The organism is Candidatus Nomurabacteria bacterium, from assembly GCA_016699085.1.
In the GTDB taxonomy this organism is placed as follows: domain Bacteria; phylum Patescibacteriota; class Minisyncoccia; order Phycocordibacterales; family UBA9973; genus CAZLWF01.
This window is the reverse complement of sequence record CP064958.1, coordinates 630,136-650,450: the sequence shown is the minus strand read 5'-3', so window position 1 is coordinate 650,450 and position 20,315 is coordinate 630,136. Positions and strand designations below refer to the sequence as shown.

Here is a 20,315-nt window from a genome sequence, read left to right as displayed (position 1 = left end):
TGTAAATAAAAAATTCCCCGCAAGGAATGCAGAAATACTATACATGAAAAACAAAAATTGTTCAAGCAAAAGAAAAACCAATGAATATCATTAGTTTTTCTTTTTGTATATTTAGAAAAGTTTTATCACATCATGCACAGTCACGAGGAGCATCAGGCCTATCAATATTATGAAGCCAGCGAAATTGATAATATTTGCCACCTTCGGATTAATACGTGAGCCTTTGATGGATTCGATGAGGATGAAGAGTAGTCGTCCGCCATCGAGTGCCGGAAATGGCATCAGGTTGATGATTGCAAGATTGATCGATATGAGTGCGGTGAATGAGAGTAAGTATGCAAAGCCGAAGTTATATGCCACACCAACTATTTTCACTATACCCACTGGACCAGACACTTGATCTAAATTCCCTGTTCCATTAAACGCCCCACTTATGAGCATGCCGAAACCTTTGAGCGTATTTACTAACAAGTATGCAGTCGTCTTGGCACCATTACCTATCGCAGAGAAAAATGGCAAGCGAATAATACCAACGGCATCCATTGCTATACCAATACCCTTATCAGTACCAATAATGCCAGCTACCGGACGTGCACTCGTCGTTGCTTCTACTTTGTCGCGTTCATAGGTGATGAGGATGTCACTATCGCCATGTGCAATAATAAAGTCATGCAATGATTCTGGCGTTAGTATACCTATCGTATCGCCATCAGCTGAAATGTTCGTAATAATATCTTGAGATTTGAGTCCTGCAGCTAGTGCTGGTGAATTTGGCAATATTTCTGTAATCATCAATACTTGGTTTGTAATAGTCGCGTTTTTCGGCGCCTCAGAGACTGATGTCGGCAATCCTGTCATGTAACCAACACTAATCAGAATCCACGCGAAAACGATATTAAAAAAGATTCCAGCAAACAAGACTGCTGCCTGGACGAGTTTGGGTTTATTCACCATGCTTCTACTACTGTCAGGTCCGGTCATTGATTCAGTATCAGGATTCTCGCCAAAAATTTTTACAAAGCCTCCAAATGGAATCCAGTTTACTGTGTAGAGCGTCTCACCGATTTTACCGAGTACAGCTGCCCGTGGTGGGAAGCCGAAACCAAATTCATCCACTTTAATACCAAATTTTTTGGCAACAATAAAATGCCCAAATTCATGAACAGTAACGAGCACTAATAAGACGATTATAAAAATAAGTATAGACATATTTAATTCATTACTTCAGTTTGCTTTTTCTCAAACAACCCTTCGAGTTTTTTGTTTGCTTCATCAACGTACTTCTGTAATTCTTCTTTAGCTCTAAAATGCTCATCTTCGGACATTGCTGCATCCTTCATGTTTGACTGTTCTTCTTCGCGCTCTTTTCTAATCGTAATACGTGCATCCTCGAGTCGTTCTTTGACGACCTTGACCAATCGCTCTCTCGTTTCAGTCGTCAGCATTGGGAAAATAACTCTAACTCCTGTATCATCCGGCGCTGTTGATAGGCCAATATTTGCTGCACCGATTGCTTTTTGGATTTCAGGAATCAGTGATTTGTCCCACGGAGCGATTTTGAGTGTTTTGGCATCTTCAATACCGATAGATGCAACATTTTTTAGTGTCTGCATAGTGCCATATGATTCGACAGTTATACCGTCTAGTATTGCTGGACTTGCACGTCCTGTATGAAGTGATGCGTATTCATGCAAAAGCCATTCTTCCGCTTTCGCAATCTTATCTTTAAATGATGAGAAATTGTATGCCATGGATCTAAGTGTAGCTTTTTTCTTGTATCTGCACAAATCACAATTGGATACTTACGGTAGCATTAGTGCAATGTGTTCCAAAAGCATCTTTGGCGATGACCCTCGATCATGGAGGTACACAATACAATTTTCCAATTCTCTAAATAATGCTGGGCTAGTATGTACAAGATCATGGTTCGTGTCATAGAGTATCGATGTAATACCCTGCAAAAGTTTTATCGATGCATTGCGAACTTTCCCTGTGTCTTCTTCATCATCGAATGCCTTTAGGAATTTTGTAACAAATGCCAATCTCTCCTGTATTGCGAATTCCAAAAACATTTTTGCATTTCGTATCTCTTCATTTGCAAATGTTCCAACGATAATTTGCATGCGAGATAGCAATGTATCTTTCATCGTTGCGCTCTGTGGGGTAAGAAAGAAAAAATGCACATCACGAGCTGGTTCTTCAAGTACTTTCAGGAGTGCATGTTCAGCCTCACTCGTCATTGCAGTAAAATAAATGATGAAAAACTTTTTTCCGTTCCCTATTCCTCGCAGTAATTGTTGAGACTTAAGTATGCTTGCATCTTCAACAGTAAACGTTGAAAATGTTGCATTATACATATCTGGATTCTCTGTTAGAGTAACATTTTCTTTTTTGAGAAATTCCAATAATGCAGCCTTCGTTCCTTCATGGGCATACGGCACTAAGTACGCATGATGTAGCTTTTCAAGTGACAGATGCGCAAAAATATCTTCCATAGTCTAACGCTTAGAGATAATCGTCTTTTTGTAGGTATCGAGATGGTTGATAGCGATACCAGTGCCTTTGGCGACACAATACAGTGCATCTTCGGCGAGTCTCGCTTTGACACCAGTTTTTCTATATACGAGGTCTGGTAGATTGCGAAGCATAGAAGAACCACCAGTCATAATGATGCCTTGATCAATAATATCTGAGGCAAGCTCAGGTGGGGTTTCTTGGAGCACATCTTTAATGGCGCGTATCATTTGCCTAAGTTCACTATCGATAGCTTTGACGATTTCATTGGTCGACACTTGTGCTGAGCGTGGTAGACCTTGGATAAAGTCACGACCTTTGATCGTCATCGTAAGTTCTTCTTCGAGTGGTACGGCTGCCCCGATACGGATTTTTACTTCTTCAGCAGTCTTATCTCCGATAGCCAAGCTAAATGTTTTCTTAATATAATCAGCGATTGCCTGATCAATTTTATTGCCAGCACATTTGACCGACGTGCACGCAACGATACCGCCAAGAGATATCACTGCCACATCTGTCGTACCTCCGCCGATATCAACGATCATATAGCCTCGAGATTCATGGATCGGTATACCCGCTCCGATCGCTGCCAAGATCGGTTCTTTGACAACATATGCATTCTTGGCACCAGCTTTGATCGCAGCCTCAACAACTGCACGGCGTTCAGTCGAGGTCACGCCCGCAGGCACAGAGATCATAACTTCAGGCTTGATGAGATTCCATTTGCCGAGAGCTTTGGAGATAAAATAACGTAACATAGCCTCTGTTACCCTATAGTCTGCAATCACACCATCTTTCATTGGACGGTAGGCAATAATACTTTCTGGTGTGCGTCCGATCATTTCTTTGGCGTCGTTGCCGATAGCCAAAATCTTATTATCGAGCTCAGAAACAGCGACAACTGAAGGCTCGTTTAAGACAATGCCTTTGCCTGGAACAAACACGAGCGTGTTGGCCGTCCCTAAATCAATGCCTAATTTTTTAGAAAAAAGTCCCATGTGGAGTTGATAATAGCATATTCTCGACCGGACGATAAAAAATATTGACTAATGTATTAAGATGTGATTAAATAAATTCAACATTCTTTTAACTTAAATCAAAGCAAATGAAACTACTTCGGATATTCAAGCTCATCTTTCTTACTCCAACCAGTATCTGGGCTAATATAGGCGACTCTATTGCAATCGCAATTGCTATCGTACTACTAATAAGCGTAAATGAAAATAATGCACTAGTGTTCAACCTCGGCTTCAGCATTTATGGCGCGGGTCTCACAGCCTTTGCCTTAAAGATTGCAATTAACGCCATTATTAAGGATATAAATAATGACATAGCACTCTCCGTAGAAATTTATAGACCTAAAATTAACCAGGTGCTGTACAGCTACGTTGCAATACAAATATTTATTGCATTACTATTGCTAACACACTCTTCCATTACTCCGGTATATATCGGGTTTCCAATAGGACTAAGTGTTGGGACTATTGTCACAACCATCAGTAATTATAAATCACTACGTGCATTTCCCTGGTGCATATAAATCTTTCCCCTTTTATCAATTCTGATGAATGGGGAATTTCTTTTTACAGTACTGGCACCAATCTCTCTACTTTCATTCCACGTGATGCCTTCAAAAGTATTGTTGTATTCGAAAATTTCATATTTGTAATATGGTCAAATAACGTTTCAAAATTTGGAAAGAAAAGTGCTTTGTCATTTTTACTTTTATAGAATTCTGGACCATACAAATAAGCTTCGATTCCATACTGTTCAACCAAGTCGACAATCTTTCTATGCTCTTCCTCACTTTCAATTCCAAGTTCCAACATATCACCCAAAATGGCGACTTTTTTATTTTTGCTTTCAAGTATATTGAATGAATCAAGCGCAAGTACCATTGATGATGGGTTCGCATTGTAAGCATCCAGAATAATCGTATTTGTCTTCGTCTCTACAATCTGCGAACGCATGAGGAGCGGTTCATAATTACTTATTGCTTTATCCATCTCTTTATTATTTGTAGCAAAATGATCTCCGAGCGCTTTAGCACAAGCTATATTTGCAATATTAAATAATCCATACAGTTTTGTTGGTATCCAAGCGTCTTTTTGTTTGTACGTAAGATATGCATTTTCTAGTTTTACTTCATAGTTACTCGGTGTATATATACTCTTTTCAATATGTTCTGCTGCATTCATCAAGTCTGCATCTTCACTGTTGACGAGCACGACACCATTTTGCTCTTTGAGATAGTCAAAGAGTTCAAGCTTAGTTGCGACATTTTCCTTTTGGTTTTTATAGCCACCCAAATGATCTTTACCTACATTTGTAATAATGCCAATAGTTGGTTTCGCAATTTGACATAATTCTTTAATATCTCCGCGTTTATTATCCCCCATTTCAATAATTGCGTATTGATGTTCATGAGTGAGTGTAAGGATCGTCAGTGGTACGCCAATATGATTATTCAAATTACCTTCCGTCGCGAGCACATACCCTTTTTGACTTAACACTTCTCTGCACAATTCTTTTGTCGTCGTTTTTCCATTACTGCCTGTTATGCCAATTATTGGAATCGTAAATTGCTCACGATGTTTTCTTGCCAACTCTTGCAATGATTGCAGTACATTGGGTACAACGATATATCGCTCATCTTTTTTATATATTTCATTATCAATGACTGCAGATCGGGCACCAAGCTCAAGTGCTTTTTCTGCAAAGGCGTTACCATCAAATTGTTCACCAGAGAGAGCAAAGAAAATGCCTCCTACTTCAACTTTTCGTGAATCAGTAAAAACTTTAGGACACACTTTATAGAGCTTATATATATGTTCTACATCTGTCATGGTTTTATCATATCAAATTAATACTTTGCTATACTAACTATATGGAAAAAGAGATTGAAAGCCTCGTGGAAATATTAGAAGCTCAAGAAAAACCTTACCTCGCTCAAGCTATCCAATCACATGCGCATCTATCCATCAAAAACTACAGCCGTGAACTCTATAGCTACAAACCAATTTTACCTCTTGAGCAAGCACTAGATGAAGCATTCCAAGAAGAACTCACCAGATTAGGGTATCCGACTGAGGAAAGTTCCAACATACGAGACTATATTACTCGATCACGCGTCATACAAACCGCACCACATTTAGGCATTTCTCATACATCACGAATGTTTTGCATTGATTGGATTTCGAATTCATCACTTGGTAAAAAAGATTACTATATTGTTGCAATGTTCTCTGGTATACCGTTTTCGAATCTCACTCGCCCTGGCTGCATTCATTATGGAGCTACTACTAAACTTGAGTCATTAGTAAAGCTTCCCAAAGATTTAGAACGTGAGCAAATAATCTCAGCGGAGACACGATCTGCGCAAACCGTATCGGAAGTCAGGAAAATATCTTTTATACCTTCTTCTATGCAAGACGCATTAGTATATCGAAGTACTATCCCATCAAAAGCACACCACTACGCACAATACTTTACCGATACAGCAAAATCAGTATTTGCACTACCAGATGAGGAAACTTCTTTTTCAGCATGGGTTTTGGGAAACCATTCGAAAATTGCCAAACGTCTATTCCCACAGACTACGTCTGTTTATGTAGATATTAATGAAGTAATCATGTCGTATATAAAAAAGGTACTAGAAAACGATAATCATCCAATAACAAAAATACTTCTAAAGGAGGAGCACCAAGAGCAGATCATAAGAGCATTTGGAGAAAAGGTTTGTCTATTTTACGGTAAATCAAATAGTAAGCATTCCAAACTAGAGACATTTATTCTCTACAAAGGTTTTATACAAAGCAAATCAACCGTAATAAAATTAACTAAAGAAAACCTGCTTGAAGCTTTCGAATCGCGAGATCTATGCCCTGGCACACTGCTTGTTTTTACTATTCTCTCATTACTTAATCATTTCAAATGTCTCGGCAGTTTTCGACAAGTAGAATACCTTTCAAAATACAAAGAGGAGTGGCAAAAGCTTGCATTATTTACTAAATACAAACCAGAAAAAGTGCCAACAGATAACTTGACAACAGGCATGTTTCCAAAGCAGCCAAATTTGCACCCGATCGATATCCTATTGGGATCAGAGAATAAATCTCAATCTTCAGATTTGTTTGGTGAATACCTACTTACAATGAAAGAAGTACTCATAGGCTAATGTGATATAGTTTTGTTATGAAAGCACACTTTATTGGTATATGCGGCAAAGGCATGAGTGGTGTTGCGAGCATGCTAAAACAGAGAGGCTGGGAAATTACCGGCTCAGATAGTGGCACATACGAACCAGTATTTAGTTATCTAGTAAATCAGCATATTTCTTTTTCACCACACTATGCAAAAGAAAATATTCCACGTGACGTTGATGTCATTATTATTGGCAAACATGCAGAATTGGTACCAGAGAAAAATGAAGAAGTGAAAGCAGCATTTGATTCTGGCATTCGGATTGCATCGTTTCCAGAAATTATTAGAGAGCTGGCAAAAGATAAGGAGACTATCGTTGTGGCAGGAAGTTACGGCAAATCTACATGTACCGCGTTGCTTGCCTGGTGTCTCAAAGAAAATGGCAAAGACCCTAGCTATTTTATTGGTGCCGTGCCCTTAGGCTTTGAAGAGACAGCTCACTTGGGTGATGGTGAACTTTTTATTATTGAAGGCGATGAATACCCATCCGCTAATTGGGATCTTACTTCAAAATTTCTTTACTATACCCCAAGCACTCTATTACTCACCTCAGGCGAACATGACCATCTCAATATATTTCCAACAGAAGAAAGTTATTTAAAACCATACAAGAAACTTTTACAAAACCTACCAAGTGATGGACTCATTGTCGCAGCAATCGAACATCCCAATATTCCACAGTTACTAAGAGAGACCAAATCAAACAAAAGTACATACAGTCTGGCTAACCAAAATGGGTGGTACGCAAAAAATCTAATTTTTGACCATATAACAAGCTTTGATCTTTATCACGATGAGGAAAAAATTATATCTTTAGAAACTAAACTACTTGGGAAACACAATATCGAAAATTGCATCGGTGTCAGCGCTGTATTGTTAGAAAAAAATTTACTTACACCAAATGAAATTAAATTCGCACTTGCATCTTTCGAAGGCTTAGAGGGAAGAATTAATTTAAAGTCACAAAAAACAACTGTGCATATTTATGATGGCTTTGGCTCATCCTACGCAAAAGCGAGAAGTGTTTTTGACGCACTAAAACTCCATTTTCCAAATAAAAAAATAATAACCGTTTTTGAGCCACATACATTTAGTTGGAGAAATAAGGCTGCACTGCCTTGGTACGATGACCTTTTCCGAGATTCTGACAATGTAGTTATTTTTGAACCGCCAACCCATGGCAAAGCATCCCATGAACAAAGCTCATTTGAGGAAATTCTTGATCGTGTACATATCCATACACCTCAGGCCATCGGAGTACGTACGAATACCGAAGCAACACAATTTCTTAATGAAAAAGTTGGCGCAGATGATATTGTTGTCCTAATGTCTTCAGGCGGCCTTGATAACTTACCCCAAACCTTGCCTATATTTTTTGAAAAAAAGTTTCCTAAAATGTAAAAATTTTTTCTACTTCTTCTCTGTCACTAAAATGAGTTTTGAGACCCTTGATATCTTGATACATTTCATGACCCTTACCTGCAATAAGCACAATATCTCCCGATTGTAATGATTTCACCGCAGTTGCAATTGCCAAACTACGATCTAGAATTATTTCAATATTTGTCTTTTCTGCAAGAGTCGCAACCATATCAGCAATTATGTTTTCTGGATTTTCACTACGAGAATTATCTGTTGTTACTATAACTTTATTACTGTAGCGTAGTGCAATCTCAGTCATGAGTGGCCGTTTGGTTCTATCCCTGTCCCCTCCACATCCAAATACAGTTATAATGCTATGCTTGTTTTGATTTATATTACTTATAGTTTTTAAAACATTTTGCAAACCGTCTGGAGTATGCGCATAATCGATAATTGCTATAGCGCCAAGTTTTGATACTAATATTTCAAACCTACCTCTAGCTCCATCAAGTCGTTCAATTATTTGTATGCTTTTGTTTGGCTCAAAGCCCAATATTTGTAATGTGCCATATATAGCTAAAATATTATACGCATTGTAATCCCCAACTAGCTTAAAATTACCCTGGAGTCCATTAATCTCAAATGCCATTTTAGGAAATACTAATTCTTTAATTTCACCTTTATAAAAAGCGTCCTTTAAAAGTGCATAGGTCGAAATAGTTGCTTTCGTATCTCTAGTTAATTTTGCAGTTGCTTCATCATCACTATTTACAAGTGCAAATGCACCCTGTGGCAACATATCAAAAAATAGTTTTTTGGCTTCTAAGTAATTAGAAAGAGTTTTATGAAAATCCAAATGATCAAGTGTTAGATTTGTAAATATTCCACCATGAAATTTTATGCCATTGACACGTCCAAGCACAAGCGCATGAGAACTGACTTCCATAAAACAATACTCGCATCCTGCATTGATCATCTCACGGAATAATCGCTGTATTGTTATGGCATCAGGTGTTGTGTTGCTTGTTTGCAATACTTTCTCACAGACATAATTTTCGATTGTCGAAATAAGGCCGGCTTTTTTCCCTAAATGTCCCACTGCTTTATATAGAAGTGTTGCAATAGTCGTCTTGCCATTAGTTCCTGTAACACCAATAACTTTTAGTGTTTCTGATGGATGTCCATAAAACCGACTTGCAATAACTCCAATAAACCTTTCAATATTTGATATGCAAACGTAGGTTATATTTTCATGGATTTTCTCTGGCATCACTGAGCAAATAATCATTAATGCTCCACTTTGAATCGCCAAGTCAATAAATACATGACCATCGCTCTTGTCCCCTTTGATTGCTACGAAAATTGAATCACCACGCACATCGCGAGAATCGAGCGTCATATGAGAAACACTGCAATCAAAACTGCCATGAATTTTTTCTATTGGGATATCAATAAATATTTTTTCTAATTCCATATTGGTTTATATTTTAAGAATAAGAGGCTCACAAATAAGTGTAACAGCAAAACGATTACTCACCTTGGTAGTAATTTCTCGTATGGCTTGTTCTAGATCAATAAGTGTTGCACCACCTCGGTTGTAAAGTACTAAAGCATTTTTTTCATATATGCCAACTGGGCCAATGGTTGTACCTTTATAACCTAACTGCTCGATCAGCCACCCGGCTGATAATTTACTTTGCTTATCAGTTACTTTATAGACTGGCATAGTTTTATAAGCAGCTTGCAGAGTCTCGATAAGATTATTTGCGACTATCGGATTCTTAAAAAATGAGCCGCAATTTGGAATATGTGAAGGATCTGGTAGTTTATTTTTACGGAGCTCCATGACTGATTCTCTAATTTTTTCCAACAAACTTCCTTCCGTTTTTGCCTGGACTAATTCTGATACTCCCGCATACACAGGTACTGCTGGCAATTCCATTGAAAGAGCAAACGTAACCGAATGAATAACATAGCGATTTTTTGCCACTGTATTAAAAATACTCTGTCTATAAGAAAACTCGCAATCGCGATTCGATAATGTTACAAATTTTTTCCCAATGCTGTCATATGCATGTACAGCATAAATCGTCTGCGAAACTTCTTGACCATACGCACCAATATTTTGTACCGGGGCAGCACCAACAGTGCCTGGTATCATTGATAATGCTTCGATGCCGCTTGCATTATGATCGAGTGTATATTGCACTGCCTCATCCCAAGATACCCCAGCACCAAATGAAATATGAATTTTATCTCCTTGATTGTGTACATCCTTGCCATCAATTTCTATCTTAAGTATACAAAGTGGCAACTCTTTACTATCATCAAATATGGTATTAGATCCACCACCTGTAACATGCACTCTAAGCTTTTGTTCCTCGGCAAATGCAAACGCTTTAGGAATATCATTTTTGTCTGAAATGACAATGCCATGCCTCGCAGTACCACCAATACTAAATGTAGATAGCTTCTCAAGCGAAATATGGTCAATAATTTTCATATAAAAAGTATATCACATGTGATATAGTACAAACATGAAAAAAGAGTCTGCTCAAAAACAAATTGCAACATTTATAAAAACTCGTCGTGAAGCCAGCAATATGACCCAGAAGCACTTTGCTCGTGCACTGCAGACCTCCCAAAGCGCTGTTGCTCGCATGGAAAAGGGCAAGCAGAATTTCACCACGAAGCAACTCTCAAAAATTAGTGGTGTATTGAAACAAAATGTTGTACGTATCGCAGATCTCACTGATGACTTCGAAATTACTGGTGGCAAAAAATTACACGGGACTATTGAAACTAATACTTCTAAAAATGGAACTATGGGACTTTTTTGTGCTGCGCTGATAAATAAAGCACCAACAGTATTTCATGGTATTCCTAAAATAGAAGAACTATACCGGATGATTGAAGTCTTTGAGAGTATCGGGGTTAAAATTGAATGGATAGCAGAACATAGCATTCGCATTACCCCACCGAAAGTATTCAGAACTGAATCACTCAATAATGTTTCAGCTGCTCGCATACGATCAATTATTATGCTCATTGGAGCACTTGTACACAACAAAAAGCGATTTGTTATTCCTCATGCTGGCGGATGCAAAATGGGCGAACGAACAATAGCGGCGCACCGGTACGCATTGGAATCATTAGGAGTGGCAATAACGACAAAAGAATCTGTATATGAAATTAAAGCAAGCAAACTGCACTCAGCTGATATTACCCTGTATGAAGCAAGTGATACGGCTGCCGAAAATGTACTCATAGCTTCTGCACTTATTCCAGGCACAACAACACTTCGTTTTGCTCCACCAAATTACCAAGTGCAAGAAGTCTGCTTTTTTCTTGAAAAATTAGGAGTGAGTATCGAAGGCATTGGCACCACAACGCTTGTCATCCATGGCAAAAGTGAAATCAAAGAAACAATTGAATACACAAACAGCGAAGACCCAATTGAGTCAATGATGTTTATAGCTGCTGCGATTGTTACTAAATCAAAACTTACGATTACTCGCTGCCCAATTGATTTCTTGCGACTTGAGCTTTTGAAATTAGAAAAGATGGGTCTCAAAACTTCCTATGGAAAAGAATACCTATCCTTCAACAATCGCACAAAACTTGTTGATATAACCGTTTACTCATCATCTATGGTTGCCCCCCAAGACAAAATTCATCCACTTCCCTATCCTGGCATTAATTCGGATAACTTACCTTTTTTTGTACCTATTGCAACTCAAGTTGAAGGAACAACACTTATCCATGACTGGATGTGGGAAAATCGCGCTATTTATTTTACTGAGCTCAATCGACTTGGAGCATCAATCACGCTTGCTGATCCCCACCGAGTTCTCGTCCAAGGACCCACCAAACTCGTACCTGCCCAAATTATTTGTCCACCAGCGCTTAGACCTTCAATGATGATCCTTGTTGCCATGCTTGGTGCCAAAGGCACTTCAATACTGAGGAATGTCTACGCAATTAAACGAGGCTACGAGCGCATCGACGAGAGGTTGCGATCAATCGGCGCAGACATAAAAATTCTAAAAAGCATCTAGGTGGCAAATATGCTACCCTAGGTGTATGAAAATAGTCCGCGTCATTCCCTTGTCACGGGGTATTCAAAAGGAATCATTATCTTATTTCTCCTCACTTCCTATTGCCATTGGAACCTTAGTGTCAGTGCCTATTGCAAAACGTCATATTGTCGCGCTTGTTATCGAATGCGAAGACGCTGTGTATGAAAAGCAAGCTCTTAAAAATAGCTCCTATACACTAAAGAAAATAAAAAGCATTGTTGGTCCATCATTCATATCTTTAGAATTTTTAGAATTAGCCAGAGTTTTGCATTACTACTATGTCGCAAGTACTGGCGCCATTCTTAAAAGCCTTATCCCTTCCATATATTTAAAACGCGCAAATACACTACAAATAGGCGCTGTCGAAACAGAGAAAAAGTTGCCACTACGTACTGAACGACTCTTGCTACAAGCATGTTTGGAGGAGCGATTAGGACATTACAAAACTCTGATCCGCGAATCATTTGCCCGCAAGCAATCGGTATACATTTGTGCGCCAACTATTTTTGATATTACCGTTTTACATGAGCAACTTCAAAAAGGCATAGAACCCTATACGTTCATGTTGCACAATTCTGTATCAGACAAACAATTGCTAGCTTTTTACAACAAGATTATGGATGAAAAACATCCAGTTGTTATTATTGGCACAGGAAGTTTTCTCTCTATTCCAAGAAAAGATATCAAAACAATTATTATTGAATCTGAGAGTTCTGAGGCATATGTGGGATTAGCAAGGCCATACCTAGATATGCGTGTGATTGCAGAGACCTACGCGGTAATCATGAAAGCAAAAATAATTTTTGCGGATACTATCTTGCGAATAGAGACACTACATCGATTAGAGACTCACGAGGCAACAGAGTATGCACCCATTAGTATGCGACTACCGGGTGTGACAATGTTTGATGTCATACATATGAAAGATCAAAAAAATAAAGACAGTTTTAAAAATATTTCACTGCAAGCACGTGCTGCGATGGCAAATGCTATCGAACACGGCGAGCATTCATTTATATTTACGCTCCGTAAAAATTACGCCCCCATTACAATCTGTAGCGACTGTGGACAACGCGTAGGATGCACAAAGTGTGGCCAAAGCTTAATTTTAAAACAAAGCAAAGATTCCCATTCAGAACAAAAAATTTTCTATTGTTCTCATTGTCAGAGCACAGAGACAACAGAACGCACATGTACGTACTGCGGCAATTGGCAATTAGTACCACTTGGTATAGGGATTGAGCGTGTTGTTGAAGAAGTAAAAGAAACTTTTGCAAAAGTACCAGTTTTTATATTGAGCAAAGATACTGTTCATTCAAACAAAGAAGCTTACGAGCTTGTCGAGCAATATTATAAAACACCAGGCAGTATCTTAGTCGGAACAGAAATGGCACTCTTCTATTTGAGTACACCAGTTGCTATTACACTCATTACTTCTTTTGATTCATTATTTTCGATTCCAAGTTTTAATATGAATGAAAAAATACTTCGCTTAAGTAGTAAAGTCCGCCAATTGGCAACAAAGCATACATTCGTACAAACTCGCACCAAGCAGGAAAATATCTACCAGGAACTAATGCATGGCATGTATGCTGATTTTTATCGAAGTGAAATTCGAGATAGAGAAAAATACAAGTATCCACCGTTTGCTTCTCTCATTCGCATCCAATATGGCGGTAATGGAGAAGAGCGCAACGCTGTCCATGCTATGCTTACAAATTTTTTAGCAAATGAGACACACTACTTCTTTTCTGGCTATTCTAGTAACAAAAAGATGTCAGTAGAAACATGTTTAGTCAAACTATCTCGAGAATGCTGGAACATCAATTATTTAACAGAAAAAAATGAGTTTGATTTTACCTTGTATGAAAAATTAGCATGTCTACCTCCATCAGTCTCTATCCATGTAGATTCGGATGTCCTCCTTTGAGATCTTGCGGGGCTGCTTTTTCTATGCTATTGTTTTCCTATGTCAATTACAACCATTGAAATAAAGAAAAACGCAAACGAAAATAACGCAAGTGTTATTCGTCGTTTTATGCGCCGAGTCCAAGAATCCGGTATTCTTCCTAAAGTAAAAGGCAATCGCTACAGCGAACGAAGCCCTTCAAAACTGACCCAGAAAAAAAGTGCTCTCAAAAAAATGAAACGACGCAAAGAAACTGAGCGTCTCAAGAAATTAGGTAAGTATGTAGAACGAGGACGATAATGTACACGACTGATACTGTAGCTATTTCATCAATGACCAAAGGCAAGCTTCCAAGCTTGCCTTTGGTGTCTATAAAAAATGCAATCCTAGGCGAAACATACGATCTATCAATCATCATCGCCACTCCCGCTGTTTCAAAAAAGTTTAATTTTCGCTTTCGAAAAAAAGATAAACCAACAACCATTCTAAGTTTTTCTCTATCTCCTGTAAGTGGTGAATTGATGCTTGAACTTGGCTTAATTAAAAAAGAAGCAAAAAATCTTGGAGCAGACTACACAAAGCATCTCGCGTATTTACTTATCCACGGTATGCTTCATTTGAAAGGAATGGAACATAGTAGTAAGATGGATACAGAAGAGGAACGTTGGAAAAAACATTTCCATATTATTGCTTAAAAAAGAAAGCGTTCTACTCTTTTTCTTATTCGAATGATACGCACCATTCTAGCTGGTATTGATGTTGGTTCACAAACTACTCGCATAGTCGTCTGTGAAAAAAAATCTGGAGAATATCCAAGAGTTTTAGGTGTAGGCACTGCACCGTCTTTAGGTATACATCATGGCTACATCACAAATCTTAAACTTGCGTGTGAGAGTATTAAACAAGCATTGGCTGAAGCAGAGAAAAGCGCGGGCGTACGAGTACGGCAGGTCATGATCGGTATTGGTGGTATTACATTAGGTACTGACATAGGCCTCGGTAGCGCAATTATTTCAAAAGCCGATAGTGAGATTACTCACCTTGATGTCAAGAAAGCTTTGGATCAATCTGAGGAATCAATTATTATTGCAAATAAGAAAATAATTGATAGCTACCCGATTGCCTATCGCTTAGATGGTAAAGAGCTTCTCGGAGAACCTGAAGGCATGAAAGGAGTAAAACTCGAAGTCAGATCATTATTTGTTACTGCACTTGGCCAACATATTGACTCCCTTATTGTAGCCGTTTCTGACGCTGGACTCGAGGTAATCGACGTTGTCCCTGCACCAGTTGCTAGTGCTGCCGGCATACTATCTGATAAGCAACGTATGGCTGGCTGCGTGCTCGCAAATTTTGGAGCAGAAACACTTTCAACAATTGTCTACGAGGATAACAAACTAGTCTCGCTACAAATTTTTCCTATTGGAGGCAATGACATAACAAATGATATTGCGCTTGGTCTCAAAATTCCTCTTGAAGAAGCTGATGGTATCAAAATCGGCAGTATCATGAGCAACACACCAAAAAAGAAACTGGATGAAATAGTCAATGCTAGACTTGAAGATATGTTTGATCTTATTGATGCGCAATTAAAAAAAATCCGTCGTAACGGCCTCCTGCCTGCCGGTGCAATACTGATTGGCGGAAGTTCCCAATTTCCCATGATAGATGAGGCAGCACGAGCAGCACTAAGACTACCAGCAAAATTTGGTATTGATATTCTCGTCGAACGCACCAAAGGCAAACTACGCGACACTGCATTTGCAGTTGCGTATGGACTTTGTGTCCTTGATCGCGATGACACCGCAAAACGTCGTCCTGATTCTTCTTCAGGATTACTGGAATCAATAAAACAGTTCTTCCTTCGCATAGGAAACCAGCTCTTACCCTAGGCTGTATCTTTTTTGGCTTTTCTGCTATGATGCCCCATAAGACGAGCATTATTAATTCACCAGCGCTCGTAGGTGAAAAAAGCTTATTTTATATGCCTAAAATCAACCCAGATATAGAAACATTTGCACGAATCAAGGTTATCGGTGTTGGCGGCTCTGGAGGCAATGCCATTAACCACATGATCCAATCCAAGATAAAGGGTGTGGAGTTTATTTGCATGAATACCGATACGCAGGACTTGCACAAATCACTTGCTGATAAGAAAATCCATGTTGGTAAAAATCTAACAAAAGGTCTCGGTGCCGGTATGAATCCTGAGATTGGCAAAAAAGCTGCAGAAGAAACCAAAGCAGAAATTCAAGATACACTCAAAGGTTCAGATATGGTATTTATCGCCTGCGGACAAGGAGGCGGAACTGCAACAGGTGCAGCACCTATCGTTGCACGCGCAGCCAAAGAGCAAGGCATTCTCACAGTTGCAGTTGTAACCAAACCATTTTCATTCGAAGGCAACCAACGAATGCGGATCGCTGAGAACGGTATTGCAGAACTTGAAAAAGAAGTTGATGCAATTTTAGTTATTCCAAATGATCGTCTGCTCATGATCGCTGATAAAAATACTAGCTTCAAAGATGCATTTGCACTTTGTGATGAAATCCTCCGACAAGCTGTCGAAGGTATTTCAGATCTCATTACGACTCCTGGTATTATCAACATCGACTTTGCTGATATCAAGGCTGTCATGGCAGATGCAGGTTCAGCACTGATGGGTATTGGTTATGGCTCAGGCGAAAATCGTGCACAAACTGCAGCGCTCCAGGCTATTAATTCTCCCCTACTCGATATTTCTATCAATGGTGCTCGTGGCGTACTCTTTGCTATCTCAGGAGGTGAAGATCTCGGCATACTTGAAATCCAAGAAGCGGCCAAGACAATTACTGAATCTATCGATAAAGATGCAAAAGTTATTTTTGGCACCATCAAGGATGACCGTTTGAAAAAAGGCGAGATCAAAGTGACCGTCATTGCAACAGGATTTAACGCATCTGCTATGCCAAAGCGATCATTGTTCCAAAATGACCGAATTGAAAAAATCGAAAAAGTAGATGTTGGTGAAATTGATGCAACTGGTGATATGGCTTCAAATAAAAAAGAAATTCATAATGCACTCCCAACTGATTATGTAAAGAAAGGTGATGTTAAAAAGGAAGATATCGATATATTTGATGAAGATAACGATGACTGGCGAGGTGTACCAGCCTTCTTAAGGCGTTCAAAAAAGTAAAATTGCCTAAATAAAATTCCGCTTCAAAGCGGAATTTTATTATATTCCCCATATTGACCCATATGGTATACTTCTGTCATGAAATACGATTTACTTATACTAGGAGGCGGGCCAGCAGGCGCGGGAGCAGCTGTATATGCTTCTCGTAAGCGTTTGAAGACGCTTATGCTCACCTACGAATTCGGTGGACAATCAACGGTCTCAGAAGGTATCGAGAACTGGATTGGAACAGAAAAAATAAGTGGTAACGATCTAGCTAAAACTCTCAAAAATCACGTCCTTGCGTATAAAGCTGACATGCTCGATCTAGTTGAAGGCGTCAAAGTGACAACTATTGCCAAGACTGATTCAGGTTTTAATGTAACCACAGATGATGGCAAAACGTATGAATCAAGATCAGTCCTCATAGTCACAGGATCTGGACGAAGGAAGCTTGAGGCAGAGAATGCGAGCGAATATGAGAATAAAGGTATTACGTATTGTGCATCATGCGATGGTCCGCTTTTTGCAGGACAGAATGTTGTTGTGATTGGTGGCGGCAATGCTGGCTTTGAAACTGCAGCACAATTACTTGCGTACTGCCCTAGTGTTACCCTCCTACACCGTAGCGATACTTACCGAGCAGATGAAGTGACGGTAGCCAAAGTACTTGCGAATCCAAACATGAAAGCCTACAAAAATGTTGATGTATTGAAAGTTAGCGGTTCACAATTTATCGAATCAATTACATTTAAAGACAAAAATACGAACGAAGAGACAACACTTCCAACTGGCGGGATTTTCGTAGAAATCGGCCAAATTCCAAATACAGATTTTGTTGCATCATTTGTCACACTTAACGAAGAGAAGAAAATTGTTGTTGATCCTATGAACCAACGCACAAGTGTTTCTGGTGTTTGGGCAGCCGGCGATGTCACCAATGGCCTTTACCATCAGAACAACATCGCCGTAGGAGATGCTGTCAAAGCTCTTGAAGATATATACATGTGGTTGCATAAGAATAAATAAAAAACCCGTAATATTCATACGGGTCTAATGTCTAATATTTTGTGGTTTCGTTATTTTCCACTTTTTTCTCCTCTTCATTGCTTGGTTTGGTTCTTTGCCATCTTGTTTGAGTTTTTTATACCAACGAGCTCTCCTCTTTCTCCTTTCCAAAACAAACTTATGTGCTTTTGGATAGAATTGCCAGGGCATACCATAGTCCCAACTTTCCATTCTAACCTCACCATCTAAATGATATTCTTTGTGCGGGCAATAGAGATACTTTTGTTTTAAATTTTTCTTTCCAGTTCCAATTTGCATAGTTGCTCTACACATTTCTTCTGGGCATAGTGGCCAATTTTCCAATCGTATTCTACCAATCCAGGCAAGTGAAACTAGGGTCTGAACGAAATGCTCTGTTCTATGAATTGGCCCAGAAAAATAAAGAGCGTTGTCTCCCTTGCAAATCAGGAACCAGGCAGCATCACTTTCTATAAATTTTCCATGTACAATATCATACGTTGGCCAGACTTTTGCTGTATAGCCATTCATTGTTAATACAAAACCTACTTCCCTACCTTCTCTGGGTCTTGGCGGAACTAATCCCAATCTTTCAAAGTCCTTTTGAAATTCTGTTCTACCAACTTGTCGATATTTTAATGTATCTACTAGCCAATTTTTAATTTCAAAAAATGCCTTATTGCTTAAATCTAACCTTTTCGGCATTATATCCTCCTTTTTTATTGTTTTAAAGAACGTGTCAAATACTCTACCACACAAATATCATTTTGTATATTTATTTGATACTATAGCTTCTCGATATAAAACTGCTTCGCATCTGCGGTAATCCAAGCTGTATGATCAGGCAATACTGCAATCTGCTTTACCGAAGCATCAACTACTCGGAGTGTGATTTCTTCCTGAGTTGTAAGGTCTAGTTTTATGATTGATGCTGTTGCCGCACTACCCTTGTCTGCATTTTTTTTAATATATATAAGTTCATGATCACTCAGTATTCGTACACTTTCCCTACTCTCATATGCATTCGGATCAGGACTAAATGCAAATGGTACTTCTTTCTGTATGACCCCATCAAATGTGTACACTTTAGCGCTATTTTTTGTGTCCCCGCTTATTGAGTATGTTGGTCCGACATAGGCAATCAAGCCCAGACTCTGATCAATAGCAATACCACCCATAAGCATCCCTGATGTATCACCTAGATCAACTACCATGTTTTTATCAATATTGACGATGTAATCATGTGATCCGTCATCATATCCTGCCACAACTCTTGCTATATGGTCTGGAACAAGCCATTCAACATATTTGAGCGTATGAATAGGAAGTGTTACATGTAGATCCTGATATGTTTTGGTCTCTATGTCCCAGATAGCCAACTGCTTGCCTTTGCCTGCTTCAAATAGATTTTCATCGGTCCCTCTATACCCGAGGATATGTTTTGAGTCTGCATACCATGCATGTGCGCCATCGTAGTTATTAGTTGAAAGCACAGTGACCGCTTGAGTATCTAGATTGAACAGTCGCAAGCCTTGTTGTGTGTGATAGACATACCACTTCCTATCTGGAGAAAGTGAGCCTTGGTACATGTTGCCATCGGACGGTATCGTATATATCTTATCAGTCTTAAAATCATGCAACACAATATCAGTATTACTTGTGAGTACAACCAGATCGCTATCTACCCAACCAGAAAGTAAATTCCCTTCTAAATCTTCAACACTACCTGTATCCAAATGCGCAACAGCAGTATGCACTTCATCATCTGTTCCCATACCATTAAAAAGAATTTTTGAGCCATCAGGAGCGAGAGAAAAATAACCTGACAGCGTACTAGTATCTAACCCTAGATCACTAATTGGTGAAATAAAGATTGGCGCATCAAATTTTATTGTAGGTATATCTTCAGATTCATTGGGTATAGCTACAGGCAAGTTGTACTTATTGCTTATTATAAAAAATAGAGCAATGAGAACAACACCTGCCAGTAACAATATGTTTCGTGTATGTGATTTCATGCCTATATAGTAACGCAAAACAGGTATTTTTGTTACATCTCATTAGG

The 20,315-nt window shown here is 38.9% G+C and carries 19 protein-coding genes; 10 read left to right on the top strand and 9 right to left on the bottom strand.

Annotated features, from left to right (window positions below; all coding sequences use genetic code 11):
• Nucleotides 1-111: 111 nt before the first annotated feature.
• Genes IPF86_03555 through IPF86_03540 form a run of 4 tightly spaced genes read right to left on the bottom strand, consistent with a single transcriptional unit; the run spans nt 112 to nt 3,512 of the window.
• Entirely contained in the window at nt 112-1,209 is a 1,098-nt protein-coding gene (locus IPF86_03555) for a site-2 protease family protein (GenBank protein QQR50129.1), read from the bottom strand.
• 2 nt (nt 1,210-1,211) lie between these two features.
• On the bottom strand, nt 1,212-1,751 hold the full coding sequence (gene frr, locus IPF86_03550) for a ribosome recycling factor (GenBank protein ID QQR50128.1): 540 nt from the start codon (nt 1,749-1,751) through the stop codon (nt 1,212-1,214).
• A gap of 51 nt (nt 1,752-1,802) precedes the next feature.
• Nucleotides 1,803-2,495, bottom strand: a complete 693-nt coding sequence (locus tag IPF86_03545) for a hypothetical protein (protein ID QQR50127.1) — start codon at nt 2,493-2,495, stop codon at nt 1,803-1,805.
• A gap of 3 nt (nt 2,496-2,498) precedes the next feature.
• Nucleotides 2,499-3,512, bottom strand: coding sequence for a rod shape-determining protein (locus IPF86_03540; protein ID QQR50126.1), 1,014 nt, complete (start codon nt 3,510-3,512; stop codon nt 2,499-2,501).
• Nucleotides 3,513-3,619: 107 nt separating this feature from the next.
• Here IPF86_03540 and IPF86_03535 point away from each other — a divergent pair, with 107 nt between their 5' ends.
• Nucleotides 3,620-4,054 (top strand): hypothetical protein, encoded by a 435-nt coding sequence (locus IPF86_03535; protein QQR50125.1) that lies wholly within the window; start codon nt 3,620-3,622, stop codon nt 4,052-4,054.
• Between the two features lie 43 nt (nt 4,055-4,097).
• Here the strand turns inward: IPF86_03535 and IPF86_03530 are convergent, their stop codons facing one another.
• Nucleotides 4,098-5,360: a UDP-N-acetylmuramoyl-tripeptide--D-alanyl-D-alanine ligase gene (locus IPF86_03530; protein QQR50124.1), complete on the bottom strand. Its 1,263-nt coding sequence runs from the start codon at nt 5,358-5,360 to the stop codon at nt 4,098-4,100.
• 41 nt (nt 5,361-5,401) lie between these two features.
• Between IPF86_03530 and IPF86_03525 the strand changes: the two genes are divergently transcribed.
• Complete coding sequence (locus tag IPF86_03525) at nt 5,402-6,691, top strand: hypothetical protein (GenBank protein ID QQR50123.1); 1,290 nt, start codon at nt 5,402-5,404, stop codon at nt 6,689-6,691.
• A 17-nt stretch (nt 6,692-6,708) separates the two neighbouring features.
• Nucleotides 6,709-8,118, top strand: coding sequence for a hypothetical protein (locus tag IPF86_03520; GenBank protein ID QQR50122.1), 1,410 nt, complete (start codon nt 6,709-6,711; stop codon nt 8,116-8,118).
• Here the strand turns inward: IPF86_03520 and IPF86_03515 are convergent.
• Nucleotides 8,108-9,553 carry a UDP-N-acetylmuramoyl-L-alanyl-D-glutamate--2,6-diaminopimelate ligase gene (locus IPF86_03515; GenBank protein ID QQR50121.1) on the bottom strand — a complete coding sequence of 482 codons (1,446 nt, stop codon included), beginning with the start codon at nt 9,551-9,553 and terminating at the stop codon, nt 8,108-8,110. The two genes, IPF86_03520 and IPF86_03515, sit on opposite strands and share 11 nt — an antisense overlap.
• Nucleotides 9,554-9,559: 6 nt before the next feature.
• Nucleotides 9,560-10,582: a UDP-N-acetylmuramate dehydrogenase gene (murB, locus tag IPF86_03510; GenBank protein ID QQR50120.1), complete on the bottom strand. Its 1,023-nt coding sequence runs from the start codon at nt 10,580-10,582 to the stop codon at nt 9,560-9,562.
• 34 nt (nt 10,583-10,616) lie between these two features.
• Here murB and IPF86_03505 point away from each other — a divergent pair, with 34 nt between their 5' ends.
• The 7 genes from IPF86_03505 (at nt 10,617) to IPF86_03475 (ending at nt 18,253) form a co-directional block, all read left to right on the top strand.
• Nucleotides 10,617-12,137, top strand: coding sequence for a UDP-N-acetylglucosamine 1-carboxyvinyltransferase (locus IPF86_03505; protein QQR50119.1), 1,521 nt, complete (start codon nt 10,617-10,619; stop codon nt 12,135-12,137).
• A gap of 25 nt (nt 12,138-12,162) precedes the next feature.
• The gene (locus IPF86_03500; protein ID QQR50118.1) at nt 12,163-14,088 is read left to right on the top strand and encodes a hypothetical protein; all 1,926 of its coding nucleotides are present in this window, start codon (nt 12,163-12,165) and stop codon (nt 14,086-14,088) included.
• Between the two features lie 39 nt (nt 14,089-14,127).
• Entirely contained in the window at nt 14,128-14,367 is a 240-nt protein-coding gene (locus IPF86_03495) for a hypothetical protein (protein ID QQR50117.1), read from the top strand.
• On the top strand, nt 14,367-14,762 hold the full coding sequence (gene ybeY, locus IPF86_03490) for an rRNA maturation RNase YbeY (GenBank protein ID QQR50116.1): 396 nt from the start codon (nt 14,367-14,369) through the stop codon (nt 14,760-14,762). The genes IPF86_03495 and ybeY overlap by 1 nt, the downstream gene beginning before the upstream one ends.
• A 33-nt stretch (nt 14,763-14,795) precedes the next feature.
• On the top strand, nt 14,796-15,959 hold the full coding sequence (gene ftsA / locus IPF86_03485) for a cell division protein FtsA (protein QQR50115.1): 1,164 nt from the start codon (nt 14,796-14,798) through the stop codon (nt 15,957-15,959).
• A 92-nt stretch (nt 15,960-16,051) separates the two neighbouring features.
• On the top strand, nt 16,052-17,245 hold the full coding sequence (gene ftsZ, locus IPF86_03480; protein QQR50114.1) for a cell division protein FtsZ: 1,194 nt from the start codon (nt 16,052-16,054) through the stop codon (nt 17,243-17,245).
• A 78-nt stretch (nt 17,246-17,323) separates the two neighbouring features.
• Nucleotides 17,324-18,253 carry an FAD-dependent oxidoreductase gene (locus tag IPF86_03475; protein QQR50113.1) on the top strand — a complete coding sequence of 310 codons (930 nt, stop codon included), beginning with the start codon at nt 17,324-17,326 and terminating at the stop codon, nt 18,251-18,253.
• Between the two features lie 24 nt (nt 18,254-18,277).
• Here the strand turns inward: IPF86_03475 and IPF86_03470 are convergent, their stop codons facing one another.
• The gene (locus IPF86_03470) at nt 18,278-19,009 is read right to left on the bottom strand and encodes a hypothetical protein (GenBank protein ID QQR50112.1); all 732 of its coding nucleotides are present in this window, start codon (nt 19,007-19,009) and stop codon (nt 18,278-18,280) included.
• Between the two features lie 26 nt (nt 19,010-19,035).
• Complete coding sequence (locus IPF86_03465) at nt 19,036-20,268, bottom strand: hypothetical protein (GenBank protein QQR50111.1); 1,233 nt, start codon at nt 20,266-20,268, stop codon at nt 19,036-19,038.
• Nucleotides 20,269-20,315 lie beyond the last annotated feature (47 nt).

Excerpts from the sequence above, each read along its gene's own strand:
- IPF86_03555 (QQR50129.1), bottom strand. The coding sequence starts at position 1,209 with ATGTCTATACTTATTTTTATAATCGTCTTATTAGTGCTCGTTACTGTT.
- frr (QQR50128.1), bottom strand. The coding sequence starts at position 1,751 with ATGGCATACAATTTCTCATCATTTAAAGATAAGATTGCGAAAGCGGAA.
- IPF86_03545 (QQR50127.1), bottom strand. The coding sequence starts at position 2,495 with ATGGAAGATATTTTTGCGCATCTGTCACTTGAAAAGCTACATCATGCG.
- IPF86_03540 (QQR50126.1), bottom strand. The coding sequence starts at position 3,512 with ATGGGACTTTTTTCTAAAAAATTAGGCATTGATTTAGGGACGGCCAAC.
- IPF86_03535 (QQR50125.1), top strand. The coding sequence starts at position 3,620 with ATGAAACTACTTCGGATATTCAAGCTCATCTTTCTTACTCCAACCAGT.
- IPF86_03530 (QQR50124.1), bottom strand. The coding sequence starts at position 5,360 with ATGACAGATGTAGAACATATATATAAGCTCTATAAAGTGTGTCCTAAA.
- IPF86_03525 (QQR50123.1), top strand. The coding sequence starts at position 5,402 with ATGGAAAAAGAGATTGAAAGCCTCGTGGAAATATTAGAAGCTCAAGAA.
- IPF86_03520 (QQR50122.1), top strand. The coding sequence starts at position 6,709 with ATGAAAGCACACTTTATTGGTATATGCGGCAAAGGCATGAGTGGTGTT.
- IPF86_03515 (QQR50121.1), bottom strand. The coding sequence starts at position 9,553 with ATGGAATTAGAAAAAATATTTATTGATATCCCAATAGAAAAAATTCAT.
- murB (QQR50120.1), bottom strand. The coding sequence starts at position 10,582 with ATGAAAATTATTGACCATATTTCGCTTGAGAAGCTATCTACATTTAGT.
- IPF86_03505 (QQR50119.1), top strand. The coding sequence starts at position 10,617 with ATGAAAAAAGAGTCTGCTCAAAAACAAATTGCAACATTTATAAAAACT.
- IPF86_03500 (QQR50118.1), top strand. The coding sequence starts at position 12,163 with ATGAAAATAGTCCGCGTCATTCCCTTGTCACGGGGTATTCAAAAGGAA.
- IPF86_03495 (QQR50117.1), top strand. The coding sequence starts at position 14,128 with ATGTCAATTACAACCATTGAAATAAAGAAAAACGCAAACGAAAATAAC.
- ybeY (QQR50116.1), top strand. The coding sequence starts at position 14,367 with ATGTACACGACTGATACTGTAGCTATTTCATCAATGACCAAAGGCAAG.
- ftsA (QQR50115.1), top strand. The coding sequence starts at position 14,796 with ATGATACGCACCATTCTAGCTGGTATTGATGTTGGTTCACAAACTACT.
- ftsZ (QQR50114.1), top strand. The coding sequence starts at position 16,052 with ATGCCTAAAATCAACCCAGATATAGAAACATTTGCACGAATCAAGGTT.
- IPF86_03475 (QQR50113.1), top strand. The coding sequence starts at position 17,324 with ATGAAATACGATTTACTTATACTAGGAGGCGGGCCAGCAGGCGCGGGA.
- IPF86_03465 (QQR50111.1), bottom strand. The coding sequence starts at position 20,268 with ATGAAATCACATACACGAAACATATTGTTACTGGCAGGTGTTGTTCTC.